The organism is Phycisphaeraceae bacterium (genome assembly GCA_019454185.1).
GTDB lineage: Bacteria > Planctomycetota > Phycisphaerae > Phycisphaerales > UBA1924 > JAHBWV01.
The window spans coordinates 660,321-672,951 of sequence record CP075368.1; the positions used below are offsets into that span (position 1 = coordinate 660,321).

The following is a 12,631-nucleotide window of genomic DNA, read 5'->3' on the forward strand; positions in this document are numbered from 1 at the left end:
GGCGGTTGCACGTCACGTCTTTGAACGTTTGCGGCTCTTGGGTGCCGGTGCTTCACGCTTGGCCGAGACCTTGGGTTTCGGTGCGTTTGCCTTGCGTTTCGCTGGGGCCGGCTTGCCCCCGACCGACTGAGGCGACGCGTCGAGAGAGGCCTCGAGCGACACATAAAACGCGTGAGAATCCTCCGCCCGGATGTGATGCTCAAGCCACGAAGCGCACTCCGAATGGGGGGAAGCGTCGAGCTCTGCCGGGATGCAACCCTCGCCTCGAAGGGCCTGCACGATCCTCGAATCAACCGGGACCGCGTGCGCTCCGAGGGTGAGCAGACAGACTCGCGAGCTGACGTATGGGGGCATGCCGTCGAGTGAGTCCATGTACGCCCGGGCATCACGCTTGGGCAGCTGGAGCAGATGCGAAAGTGAAAGCTCGTGCTCGCGCCGGTAGATGTCATTGAGAACCGATCGCAGACGGAGCGACCGCTCCTCGAAGCGATCGTCGTGCACCGTGACCATCCGAGCCAACTCGTGCGGGAGACAGACACGCAGCTCGTTGTAGTCGGCTGTCGCGTCGTCGATCTGACTCAGCGACCTCTTCGCCGCGGTCAGACCAACTTCCCAAGCGAGAAACGAGAGCACGAGTTCCTGGAGCACCGGGTCCGCTCGATCGGACCGCGAGCGCACGACAGAGCGATCCTCCGTCGACGGCGGCAACTTCTTCAGGAATGCATGGAGCTTTCTGACCGGGTCCGCGCTCACGGAGCGGGGTCCTCCTGCGTTCCGAGGTTCGAGAGTCCAAGTTGCTGAGCCCCAAGCGTAGGGTCTGAGTCATCCTGATTCGACGCATCCGGTGGAGGCGGTTCACCCCGCGCCTCGCGTTCTCTTGCGATCTGCGCCAAGGCGTCGTACACGCCGGCCTGTTTCTTCAGAGAGGTGTCCAGCTTGAAGTGAAGGTCGGGCGTCCGACGCAACTCGAGCTTCTCGGAGACCTCGTGGCGGATGTGCCGCGCCGCGGCACGCAGCCCGTGGATTGTCAATTCCTGACGGTCCTCAGGCAGCACCGAGACTTTGATCGTGGCCGCCTTGAGATCGGGTGATACGGTGACGTCGGTGATCGTGATGAGCCCGCGGATACGAGGGTCCTGGAAGCCCTTGGTGAGCACGTCCTGCACCGCTCCCCGAACGAGCGAGGCCACTTGGTCGGCGCGTCGGGTCATGCTTGGCTGCTTCCTTGGTCTTCAGAGACACGGCGGAGCATCTCTGCCGCCAGTTCGCCATCAGGATCCGGGTCAAGATCGTCCTGGCCTGCTTCTTCTGAGAGCTGTGTGCCATGGATCAATTGCCGATGGCTCGCGCCGACCTCGGCATCGCGGAGCGAGCGAAGTTTCTCGCTGACGTGGTCGAGAACTTCGCCGACTCGCTGGCCGTCTCGAGCCACGCACGCGACAGCCAGACGAGCGTGGTTGAGAAGCTCCGGATCTCCGATCTCAGCGATGGAGACGAGGTGCTCCCTGTGGAGGCGGTCCTTCAAGGACGAGACCACCCTGCGCTTGTCCTTCAAGGACTGAGCGTCATGGATGATCAGATCGAACTGGAGAACGCCGATGACCATTGGAATGGATGCCGCCTATGGCCGGGATCAGAGCGTGCGCTTGACCTCGACGTTCTTGTAGCACTCGAGGACGTCGCCTTCCTTGATGTCGTCGTAGCCGTCGATCTTCATGCCGCACTCCATGCCGGCACGAACTTCTTTGGCATCGTCCTTGACACGCTTGAGCTGCGAGAGTCTGCGATCGTTCTCGACGACAACCCCGTTGCGTGTGACGCGGATGAGCGCGTCGCGCTGCACGACGCCGTCCGTGACATAGCAACCGGCGACCGAGCCGACCTTCGTGATCTTGAAGACCTGGCGGACCTCCGCGTGGCCAAGGACCTCCTGGCGGAGTTCCGGGGTGAGAAGACCCTCTGCGGCCTTCTTGAGGTCGTCGGTGATGTGGTAGATGACCTGATAGTTTCGGATCTCGACGCCCTTCGATTCCGCGACGCTTCGCGCCTTGCCGGAGGCGATGACGTTGAATCCGATGACAATCGCCTTGGAGGCCTCGGCCAGAATGACGTCCGACTCTGTGATCCCGCCGATCGCGGCGTGCAGCACCCGAGTCTTGACTTCCGCGTGCGAGATCTTCTCGATCTCGTTCTTGAGCACGTCCAGCGTGCCCTGCTCGGCCGCCTTGACAACGACGAGGATCTCCTTGATGTCCTTGTCTGACATCTGGGTGAAGAGCGAGTCAAGCGTGACCTTCGGCTGAGCGAGCTGCGCCTCGCGCTCGGCATGGCGGCGTTGCTCAGCGGCCTCCTGTGCCTTGCGGAGCGAGTCGACCACAAAGAACCTGTCGCCCGCGTCGGGGACCTCGTCGAGACCCGAGATCTGCACAGGCGTCGGTGGAAGGGCCTCGCGGAGCTTGTTGCCGCGGTCATCGGTGATGTCGCGGACACGCCCGTACCCGCGCCCGGCCACGATGAAGTCGCCGACCTTCAACTTGCCGTCGCGAACGAGAATATTGGCGACGGGGCCGCGTCCCTCTTCCATACGCGCCTCGATGACGTTGCCCGATGCAGACCCGTCAAAGTCGGCTTGCAGTTCGAGGAGCTGGGACTGAAGGTCCAGGATCTCAAGAAGCTGCTCAATGCCCTGGCCGGTGACGGCCGAGGTGCGAACAACCTCGGTCTCGCCGCCCCATTCGATCGGATTGAGCCCGTGCTCGGCGAGCTGTCCGAGTGTCTTCTGAATCGCAGAGTCAGTTGCCTCGGGCCGGTCGATCTTGTTCAACGCGACCACGATCGGCACCTTCGCGGCCTTCGCGTGGTTGATCGACTCGATCGTCTGAGGCATCACGCCGCCGTCCGCTGGCGAGCAGACGAGCACCACGATGTCCGTGACGTTCGCGCCGCGAGCACGCATCTCGGTGAACGCCTGGTGACCCGGCGTATCGAAGAAGACGATCTCCTTCTTGTCCGAGCCGACAGAGATCGGCACGCGGAACGCGCTGGTCCGCTGTGTGATCCCGCCCGCTTCACCGGCGGCGACGTTCGCGTTGCGGATCTTGTCCAAGAGCGATGTCTTGCCGTGATCGACGTGGCCGAGAATCGTGACAACAGGCCCGCGCACACGCTGATCAACAACGGTCCGCTTCTCAAACTCTGCGGAGATCGCCTCCTCGCCGGTCTTGGCTTCGGTGACTTCGAGCTCAATGTCGAAGTCCATCATGATCTCCTGGGCCTTGGCGACATCGATCCCGGAATTGATCGTCGCCATCACGCCCTGGAGGAAGAGTCTCTTCACGATGTCCGCGGCCTTCACGCCCGTTGCGGCTGAGAGGTCCTTGATCGTGAACGGAGCGGCGATCTTGACCGTGCCGCCCGTCTCCGCAGCGGACGATGCACGATCGCCCACACCCTGCTTCTTGAGCTGCTGGCGTCGCTGCTTCATGAAGCCAGCCGCGCGAGCAAGCCGCGCTTCCCGCTCCGCGAGGTCCTGCTCGGTCCAAGCGTCGGGGTTTGCCGTCCACTCTTCGCCCGCAGTCGCCCTTCTTCGAGACGGGACACCCGCAGCCGAGCGACCCTTCGCCGCGCTCGGCGGGCCCCCTCGCTTCGGTCCACGTGCGCGATCATCGTCACCGCCAACAGCGGGACCGCCGACATCGGGCCTGCCCGGACCACGGCTCTGTCTCGGTGCTCCGGTTCCAGAGCCCCCGCCCGGACCGCCGGGGCCCGCATATCCCCCGCCTCCTGGACGCGGCCCGCGGGCACGCGGTGCCTCAACAAACTCGGGAGCTTCCACGCGAACGACCTTCGGGCCAGCCAGTTTGACAGGCGCCTTCGTCTCCAGTCTTTGCCCGGCCGGCGACACGACCGTCGGCCTGTTCGGCACATTCATCGGGGCCGGCTGCACACGCGTAGCAGGGGGGCGAGGAGGATGATGCGGCTTCGTGGGATGCGAATGCGGAGCCGCCGGCGCGTGCGTGCCATGGTCACGATCTGAAGCCGCGGCGCGTGCGGGCGCATCGCTCACCGTTGATGGCTGCGAAGGTGCGCTTTCGCTCTGGATCGGTTCGCTCGTGACGCTGCCTGGATGGCTCGTCGTCGGGATTGATGCGGGGATATCTGCGACAACCGGTGCCGGCGTCTCTTGAACGCGGGGTTCTTCGGCGTGCGAGTGCTCAGGCGGCTCGGTTTCGTGGTGGGTTTGTTCCTGGGTCTCGAGCTGAGTTGAAGTCGCTTCGACGGTCAGCGTTGAGGAAGCGGACGAGTCCTCGGCAGAACCGTCGGTCGAAGCTGCCGTGGCGCGAACTCTTGCCCGTGCCTTCGGCTTCGTCCGTACCGCTTCGAGCGCGACAGGCGCCGCCGTCTCGATTGCCGTCGCGTTCGCGCCCTCCGTGAACCACTCACGGATGGTCTGCTCAAGGCCCACAGAGACTGTGCTCATGTGGTTCTTGATGACGGATTCGGGAATCCCCTCTGCCTGGCACTTCTTGACCACGGCCTTCGAGTCGATTCCCAGTTCCTTGGCGATTTCAAAGACGCGCTTGGCCAATCTTGACTCCAGTCAGTTGCGCTCAGAGAGCAGGAATTCTCTCACACACGATGCTCGAAACCAGTCAGTTCAAACAAGCCCCGCGATCGGGGCTGGACGTGCAATCGAGTCTTAAACCGATCCGCTTCCCAGAATGTCTGCCGCCCGGGACTCCGCGTCGGACGATGAGGCGTCGTCAGCCGGGATGTCCTCTCCACCGAGCAGGCGGCGCGCCGCAAGCTCATCCTCACGCTTGCGCCGCTCGCTCTCTTCCTTGTCCTTCTGCTGCTGCTCTGCGACCTCTTTGGCACGGACCGCGCAGGTCTGGACAATCTGAGCCGCGAGATCGTCAGCGATGCCGAGCTCGGCGACCAGCACATCGGCACCGACCTCCTCGATATCGAAGACTGAGACCATGCCGAGCGCCGCGAGACGATCGACCATCGACTGCTCCGTGCCCGAGACAGAGAGCAGCGTCGTGGACATGATGTCCAGGCCCTTCTCGAACTCCTCCGGGGTGAGGATGTCGATGTCCCATCCCGTCAGCCGCGCCGCCAGCCGCACGTTCTGGCCCCGCTTACCGATGGCCAGAGACAGCTGATCAACACGGACCACGACGGTCGCCCGGCCGAGCTCGAAGCAAAGAGAGATCTCGGCCACTTCCGCCGGCTTGAGGGCGTTCCCGATGAGGATCTGCGAAGACTCGTTCCAGCGGACGATGTCGATCTTCTCGCCGTTGAGCTCGTCAACGATGTTCTTGATGCGAGAGCCGCGAACGCCGACGCAGGCACCGACCGCATCGACCTTCGAATCGACCGAAGTGACAGCGATCTTCGTGCGATGTCCCGGCTCGCGGGCCATCGCCTTGATCTCGATGATGTGCTCGGCGACTTCGGGGACCTCAACCTCGAACAGCTTCTTGATCAGATCCGGATTGGCCCGTGAGACCACGATCTTGACCTGGCTTCCGACGTCCTTGACGTCCAGGATCAGGCATCGAACGCGATCGCCCGGGGCGAACTGCTCACCGGGGATCTGCTCGGATCGGGGCATGAACGCCTCAGCACGATCGATCGTCACGACCAGCGCGCCGCCCTCGTACCTCTGCGCCGTGCCGACGACGATCTCGCCGACACGCTTCGAGAACTCATCCATGATGCTCGCCCGCTCGTCATCGCGGAAGCGTTGGATCATGACCTGCTTGAATGTCTGGGCCGCGATCCGCCCGAACGCCTCGGGAGGCATCTCCAGGGGCGCGCCATGGCGACGGAGCTCCATCGTGCCGCCGATCGGATCAAAGACGCACGAGAACTCCTCCGCGTCGAGCGTGTTGAAGTACTTCTTGGCTGCGGAGATCATCGCCTGCTCAAGGTCGCGAACGAGCACGGCGCGCTCGATGTTCCTGTCGCGTGCGATGGAGTCAAGGATCCGCATCATTTCCTGGGTGTTCATTCCGACTGCTCCGAGTTGTCCTGGTTGTCGCTGCTTGAGTTGTCCAACACCAATCAACGCACGGGCGTCAGCGGTCACGCTGCGCACCGGGCATAAGAACAAAGCCCCGACCCCATGGCCGGCGCTGTCTGAGTCGAACTCGTGGCCTATGGAACTGAGCACCGAGTGCCGCGACTGCCTTCGGCGTCGCGGCGCTCTCGCTATGCGAGGAGACCGACAACCCGAACCGGCAAGTCGCGAAGCCCGGTGGCTCGCGCCCGCATCGGCTGCGAGAGATTACAGGACATGGCGAGAATTCAACGACATGCCATATGCTCCCGAGGAGACCGTTCCTCGAACGACCAAACAGACCCCATAGTTTAGATGGGGGAGGACGTAGGGGTCAATGGGGGAATCTGGGAAGGCGGCACCGTGGGCCCGTCTCAGCTGACGCGGTCCGCCTGTGTGATCGGCCTGAGCACCCGGAGCGCGAGTTTCTCCTTGTGCTTCCCCATGTGAGCAAGGAACTTGGCTTCCCCCTCAACCGTCACCACTACCGGGTCCTGGCTCGGCTTTTCCGTCACAATCACGTCGCCAACCGACATCGACAGCAGGTCCGCAAGCGAGATCGTGGTCGTCGCCAGGCACCCTGCGACCTGGAGCGACGCGGCATGCAGAGTCGAACTGATCCGACGCTCGTTGTCGTTGGACTTGGCGTGACGTGCCGTGCTGAACCACGATTGAGCCGAGAGGTGGTCCATCACTGGCTCGATCACGTTGTACGGGATGCACAGGTTCATCGTGCCCGCACGGTTCGCAAGCTTCAGCTCGAAACCGATGACGACGACCACCTCGTTCGGGGGGACGATCTGAACAAGCTGTGGATTGGATTCCGTGGCCGATACCGTGAATTTCAGCGATTTAACGGTAGACCACGCCTCAGAGAGCGCGATCAGGCCGCGTTCGGTCACGTTCGAAATCAGCCGCGATTCGATCAACGTCATCGGGCGTTGAGGGATGAACAGGTCCTGGGACGAACCCCCAAGAAGTCGGTCGATGATCGGGTAGATGATCAAAGGGGAGATCTCTAGGCAGATGGTCCCCTCAAGCGTGTCCGCAGTGATCAGATTGAAAGAGGTCGGGTTGGCCAACCCCGCGATGAACTCGGCATACGTCATCTGCTCGCACGTCGCGACTTTGACCTCGACGATCGTTCGCAGAAACCCCGAAAGCGACGCCCCGAAGTTGCGGGCGAATGCCTCGTGGAGCGTCTGAAGGGCCAGCATCTGGTCCTTCGACACCCGTTCAGGACGCTTGAAGTCATAGCTCCGGATCTCAACAGGGTCATCCGCCCGGCGCGAGCGGCTGAAAATCAGCTCATTCCCTGCTTCCTCGGCGACATCTCCGGTGTCCACAGCCGCGAGCAGGGCATCTACCTGTGATTGATCAAGCACGTCAGCCATATCGCGTACCGACCCCGTGCGCCTCGGTTGGTTGAACCGGCGTGCGGTGAGGATCGGCCCGAATCAATGGCGGGCTTGAAGGAGACGCCCCGCGTTCTGGACTTGTGTGACCACTTCGCGTCGGAACAATCCAAGCGGATGGGTGGTACAAGAGGCGAACCGCTGCCTCTGGAGCGGACTACGTTCGTCTCTCGATAGGTCACCTGGAGCAACGCATGCGTCGATGGACACTGGTCGCACTTTTCTTCTTGCTCTGCTCCATTCCCGTTGGCAAGGCCGCTGCACAGTTCCCATTCGAGACCGCCGCGCCGAATCCGGGGTCAGATCCCGTCTCGATGAGAGTGGTCGTGTCGAAGCCGAGCGTTCGCCCCGGCGACCAGATCGCGATTGGGGTGATCTTCGAGCTCGCTCCGGGGTGGCACCTCCACACGCGCGAGCCGAAGCTGACTCCCTCGATGGCGCGAGAGCGGTTTGTTCCCATCCCCACGGTCGTGGGCGTGACCAGTGTCACTGGTGCGACAGTCGGTCCGATCCAGTGGCCCGAGGAGCATGTGGTTCAGGTCGATCTCGTCGGCACCGGGCGTCCTGAGCCATACGCGGTCTACAAGGGCTTTGCCCCCTTCTACATCCCGGTCATGGTCTCACGCGATACCTCCAGCGATGTAGAAGTCCAGTTGGAACTCGGATGGCAGGCCTGCGACGACCGATTCTGCCAGATGCCGCAGGAACGCACGGTCAGAGTGCTGATTCCCCTTGCGGCATCAGATGGCTCTGTCGCGGGCGAAGGATCAGATCTCGTGACTCCGGCGGAGCCCGCCGCCTTCGCGCAATTCGACGTCGCGGTCTTCGGGCGGGCATCGGAGTTCACTACAGAGATCGCGACCACTCGGACTTCCGGAGGCGCGAGATTCAATGTCTTCGGTCGTGAGTTCACTGTCGATACCTCCGGTGGCCTCGGCGTCGTGATGCTGCTCTTCCTCGCGATGCTGGGGGGATTCGTCCTCAATCTCACGCCATGCGTGCTCCCGGTTATTCCGATCAAGATCATGGGGCTGAGTCAGGCCGCTGCGAACCCCTCGCGCTGCCTCATGCTCGGCATCGTCATGTCGCTCGGTGTCATCGCGTTCTGGCTCGCGATCGGCGCGGCGATCTCGTTCATCGCCGGCTTCACGGCCGTGAACACGCTCTTCCAGCAGCCTTGGTTCTCGATCGTCGTCTCGATCGTGATCGCCATCATGGCACTGGGAATGCTCGGGCTCTTCGCGGCCCGTCTCCCGCAGTGGGTCTACCGCGTCAACCCCAGCCACGACTCGGTTCATGGAAGCTTTCTCTTCGGCATCATGACCGCCGTTCTCTCGACCCCCTGCACCGCCCCCTTCATGGGCTCCGCCGCGGCGTGGGCGACCCAGCAGCAGCCCATCATGACGCTCTCGACCTTTGGTGCGATCGGCCTGGGAATGGCTCTGCCCTACCTGCTTCTTGCTGCCAACCCGAAGTGGGTCAACAAAGTTCCTCGCACGGGCCCCGCAAGCGAGCTCGTGAAGCAGGTCATGGGCCTGCTCATGCTCGCGGTTGCCGCGTTCTTCCTCGGCACCGGCATCGGCCCGTTCACCATGAAAGAGGTCGGCGACCCACCTCTCCGGGCCCACTGGTGGCTTGTCGCGGCGTTCGCCATCGCGGCGTCTGCCTGGACGATTTTCAAGACCTTCCGCATCACCCGACGCCCCGCCCGTCGCGCCCTGATAACAGTCGGTTCGCTCGTTGTCGCTGGGGCATCGGTCCTCTTCGCGATAGAGCAGAACGACCGGGGGCCTATCGCGTGGCAAGCGTGGACACCCGAGCGATTTGAAGCCGCCAAAGGCACAGGAAAGGTAATAGTGGTCGATTTCACGGCAGAGTGGTGCCTCAACTGCAAGGCATTGGAAGCGGGCGTCCTTCACAGGAAGGAAGTCGCGTCCGTGCTGAACGGCGAAGGGGTGATCGCCATGAAGGTCGACATCACGGCCGGCTACCCCGAAGGTGTGGCATTCATGAAGGAACTGGAGTGGGCCAACATCCCGCTTCTGGCAATCTTCGGGCCCGGGCTTGCCGGGCCGATCAAGTACGATTCGTACACCCCAGCGACCGTTCTGGAAGCGATCCGGAGGGCTTCGGGGGGGCAATAACGTCTCACCCAAGCCCTGCAGTTGCCTGAGATCTGGGGCCGGGCAGGCCGGTCTTGCGCGACCGGATCGATCTTGAGGGGGAGCGACCGGCGTTGACTCTTGATCGCGTCGCGTCTAACTTCATACTCGCTCCGCACAAGCCGATACATCGGCCGACGGGAGCGAGACAACCCGCGGGTGTAGCTCAGTGGTAGAGCGTCACGTTGCCAACGTGAAAGTCGCGCGTTCGAATCGCGTCACCCGCTTTCTTCTCCGTGAGACGCCCGGCCGAATGCCGGGCGTCACTGTTTTTGACGCTGCTGGCAACTCGCCGCGCGTTTGACGCCACGAAACTTCTCTTTAGACTCGTCTGATCCACCGGCCGACCGCCGTAAGCGGTCTCTGTTCTCTTTGACCCGGCGTCGCCACAGTCGATGCCGGGAGGATGGTGCTTCGGATGAGGGCTCCACTCGGATTTCGAGCGGTTCGACTGGGCGGCATGCTCGGTGCTTCCCCATTCGGGATCGCCCTGATTGTGCGCGATGAGCCGGACGCGCTCGGTGGACGCTTTGTTCGCCTCCGCGAGACCTACGACGCGAGCGTCACGCTCGGCGCGCTCGTTGATGAGCGAGAGCAGATCATCGAATGGATCGAGTTCTGGTCGCAGCGTGACGGGTTCTCAGGCGTCGATCCGGCCTCGGCATCGGGCATCTCGAACCAAGCGATGGACCAGCGGTGGCAGTCAAGTGCCGAAGTGCTGGCGGGGGCCGAACCCGGCTCTGTGATCTTCACAGGATTCGAGAAGGTGCCCGCGCCCGTGCTCGTCATCGATCCGGGTTCGGGACGCATAGAGGAAGCGAAGAGTCCGGGCGGTTCGATGTGGTCTCTGTGCGTTGACGATGCCTCCCTCGCAGCCGCTGGGCTTCCCGCTTACGGAACAGGGTCAGAGCGATTCTGGATCGCGACCGATACAGGCAACACGCACGCGTTCGCCTCAACGAACGAGTCTGCGCCGAAGCGGGACGGCGTTCTCTCCATGCGGGAGGCGATCGGTCCGAACGCGGTCGTGGCCCACGCGGGCGGGCGACTGATGGTCCGAAGGTACAGGGCCGCGTCCTACGCCGAGATCGTCGATGCCATGACATCCGGCGACTGGGCGGCCGACGAAGCAGGTTCGGCAAAGTCTCGTGTCCCTGTCAGTTTCGATGGACGTACCGTCGATTCGTCAACCCCGGCTCGAGCACACGCCAAGGGCCGTGTGAGCGATGAGTCCCTCATCCTCTCCCATCGAGGAGAGTGGGGGGCGCTGATCGAGACGTTGCACCTCAAACTGCGTCTGTGGGCCGAGGCGATTCGCTGCGTCTCACGCGCTGTCGAGCGTTCAGAGCGTCCGCTGCTCAATGTCCGCGAAGAATCCTTCCGAGTCGCGTTGTCCGATCCCGGGCCAGGGCTGCCACGCTGGTGGACCGCGAGAGTCTCTCTCGCAGAGCCGGGCGAGGCAATCGAACTCGGTATCGCGGGCGGTGAATCGCGGTACTTCATGGCGGGCCGTCCCGGGCTCGGCGGCGTCTTCCGCCCCGCTCAGGTCAACGCCGGCAGTTCCGTTCGAGGCACGCTTCGTCTCAGACGCGTCGAGATCGACGCCGACAAATCGGTCAACGCCGAGGCCACGCTCGCGCTCCCCTCGCTCGCATCGATCGGCATCAACGACCTCGTCTGGATCCGACTGATGCTCGCGGGAAGGCGGATCGATGTCCACGGGCACGCCGAGCGCTCCAGCGCGATGGCCGCCGGGGAGTGGCGGTTCCGATCTTCCAAACTTGTGATGGACGCCCAGAACGCCGCCGCGTTGAAGGGGCTCGAAGGCGTCCCGGTTCCCGATGTGGAGATCGAGGTCGTTCCGCTGCTGAGTTCGCCCTGCGATCTCCACGGGCTCGGGGTGCTGGGTGCTCGAACGCTCCTGCACAACGGGGATCTCTCGCTCGCCGTTCTCGTTGACGAACTCCAGAGTCTGGCTCGCGCCGCCGGCGAACTCGAGGATGGCAACACGACGCTCGCATCGAGAATCCAACGCCTCGCAAACAACGACCGAAGGTGGGCTGAGTCGCTCGGACCCCAGCATCTGAACAACGCGGGATTGACCGCTGAGTCCGCGCTCGCGATGATCCCCGCAGAACTCTGGTGGGACGTGATCGGCGTTCTCGCGCGTATGTTCCCAGGTGCAGGCAGCGACTCGATCTGCAGGGACCTCGGGGATGCGCCGAGCACCTCGCCACACATGGTCTTCCACACCCCGCTCGAAGAGATCGATCGATTGCTCGTCAGAACCAGAAGTCTTGTGGTGATCGATTGGGGACAGAATCGAGAGGTCAGCTCGGTCATCCGAAGCTACCTGCTCGTCCACGGCAACAGCGGGACCGCGTGAGGCGGGCGCGGACGAGTTTAACTGGTTACGATGGACACACTGATGCCGGGTGGCTCAGTCAGGAAAGGACGTGCGGCGATGAGAATTGGCATGCTTGGGTTCGCTTCGGTCTTGGCGATGGTCTCGATGCTTGTCGGGTGCGGCTCCAGCACACCGGTCATGGGGCAGTATGACATCGAGGTCAGTCTGGCCCCTGAACTGGCCGCGAATCCCCCGGCCCTCACAGTCGACGTCGTCGGCGCATCATCCGCGAACTACGCGGAACTCTCCGCAAAAGATCCGAAGGCGTGGTTCGCAGGCGGCGATGTCAACCGCGCCAACACCACCAAGTTGACCACCGTCTTCGGACCCGGCGACACGGGGAGCAAGCAGCTCAAGAGGCGTGACAAGGCGCAGGTCGATGCCGCGTGGAAGACATGGCGTGATATGAAGGCGACGAAAGTCTTCGTCTTCGTCAACCTCCCGCGCGACGGGTCGATCCGCAAGATCGAACTGCCTCTTGATCGCAAAAGGTGGAAGACCGAGACGATCAAGCTCGAGATCAACGCGGGCGGCGTGCGTTCGACCAACGGACCCGAGCCCGAGGCGGTCAAGTAATCAC

9 protein-coding genes and 1 tRNA gene are annotated in these 12,631 nt (G+C 63.1%); 4 read left to right on the forward strand and 6 right to left on the reverse strand.

All coding sequences use genetic code 11. The annotated features are described in order from the left end of the window. Nucleotides 1-12 precede the first annotated feature (12 nt). From KF838_02670 to fliM, 6 genes are all read right to left on the reverse strand, one after another. Nucleotides 13-753, reverse strand: a complete 741-nt coding sequence (locus KF838_02670) for a hypothetical protein (protein QYK48762.1) — start codon at nucleotides 751-753, stop codon at nucleotides 13-15. Continuing rightward, complete coding sequence (rbfA, locus tag KF838_02675) at nucleotides 750-1,211, reverse strand: 30S ribosome-binding factor RbfA (GenBank protein QYK48763.1); 462 nt, start codon at nucleotides 1,209-1,211, stop codon at nucleotides 750-752. The genes KF838_02670 and rbfA overlap by 4 nt, the downstream gene beginning before the upstream one ends. Then, nucleotides 1,208-1,606, reverse strand: a complete 399-nt coding sequence (locus tag KF838_02680) for a DUF503 domain-containing protein (protein QYK48764.1) — start codon at nucleotides 1,604-1,606, stop codon at nucleotides 1,208-1,210. Before KF838_02680 ends, rbfA begins: the two co-directional genes overlap by 4 nt. A 27-nt stretch (nucleotides 1,607-1,633) precedes the next feature. Further along, nucleotides 1,634-4,588 carry a translation initiation factor IF-2 gene (infB, locus tag KF838_02685; GenBank protein ID QYK48765.1) on the reverse strand — a complete coding sequence of 985 codons (2,955 nt, stop codon included), beginning with the start codon at nucleotides 4,586-4,588 and terminating at the stop codon, nucleotides 1,634-1,636. A gap of 111 nt (nucleotides 4,589-4,699) precedes the next feature. Beyond that, complete coding sequence (nusA, locus tag KF838_02690; protein QYK48766.1) at nucleotides 4,700-6,019, reverse strand: transcription termination/antitermination protein NusA; 1,320 nt, start codon at nucleotides 6,017-6,019, stop codon at nucleotides 4,700-4,702. A gap of 422 nt (nucleotides 6,020-6,441) precedes the next feature. Next, nucleotides 6,442-7,461 (reverse strand): flagellar motor switch protein FliM, encoded by a 1,020-nt coding sequence (gene fliM, locus KF838_02695; protein QYK48767.1) that lies wholly within the window; start codon nucleotides 7,459-7,461, stop codon nucleotides 6,442-6,444. A gap of 215 nt (nucleotides 7,462-7,676) precedes the next feature. Between fliM and KF838_02700 the strand changes: the two genes are divergently transcribed. The 4 genes from KF838_02700 to KF838_02715 all read left to right on the forward strand — a co-directional run bounded on the left by KF838_02700 (nucleotide 7,677) and on the right by KF838_02715 (nucleotide 12,627). Continuing rightward, a complete protein-coding gene (locus KF838_02700) occupies nucleotides 7,677-9,626 on the forward strand; it encodes a thioredoxin family protein (GenBank protein QYK48768.1) in 1,950 nt (649 codons plus the stop codon). A 173-nt stretch (nucleotides 9,627-9,799) separates the two neighbouring features. Beyond that, nucleotides 9,800-9,871 (forward strand) — tRNA-Gly (locus tag KF838_02705). A 233-nt stretch (nucleotides 9,872-10,104) separates the two neighbouring features. Next, nucleotides 10,105-12,030: a hypothetical protein gene (locus KF838_02710; GenBank protein QYK48769.1), complete on the forward strand. Its 1,926-nt coding sequence runs from the start codon at nucleotides 10,105-10,107 to the stop codon at nucleotides 12,028-12,030. A gap of 78 nt (nucleotides 12,031-12,108) precedes the next feature. Continuing rightward, a complete protein-coding gene (locus KF838_02715) occupies nucleotides 12,109-12,627 on the forward strand; it encodes a hypothetical protein (GenBank protein ID QYK48770.1) in 519 nt (172 codons plus the stop codon). The last annotated feature ends 4 nt before the right edge of the window (nucleotides 12,628-12,631 follow it).

Bases quoted from the DNA above. Each gene is read 5' to 3' on its own strand.
- rbfA (QYK48763.1), bottom strand. From the start codon at position 1,211: ATGACCCGACGCGCCGACCAAGTGGCCTCGCTCGTTCGGGGAGCGGTG.
- KF838_02680 (QYK48764.1), bottom strand. From the start codon at position 1,606: ATGGTCATCGGCGTTCTCCAGTTCGATCTGATCATCCATGACGCTCAG.
- nusA (QYK48766.1), bottom strand. From the start codon at position 6,019: ATGAACACCCAGGAAATGATGCGGATCCTTGACTCCATCGCACGCGAC.
- fliM (QYK48767.1), bottom strand. From the start codon at position 7,461: ATGGCTGACGTGCTTGATCAATCACAGGTAGATGCCCTGCTCGCGGCT.
- KF838_02700 (QYK48768.1), top strand. From the start codon at position 7,677: ATGCGTCGATGGACACTGGTCGCACTTTTCTTCTTGCTCTGCTCCATT.
- KF838_02710 (QYK48769.1), top strand. From the start codon at position 10,105: ATGCTCGGTGCTTCCCCATTCGGGATCGCCCTGATTGTGCGCGATGAG.
- KF838_02715 (QYK48770.1), top strand. From the start codon at position 12,109: ATGAGAATTGGCATGCTTGGGTTCGCTTCGGTCTTGGCGATGGTCTCG.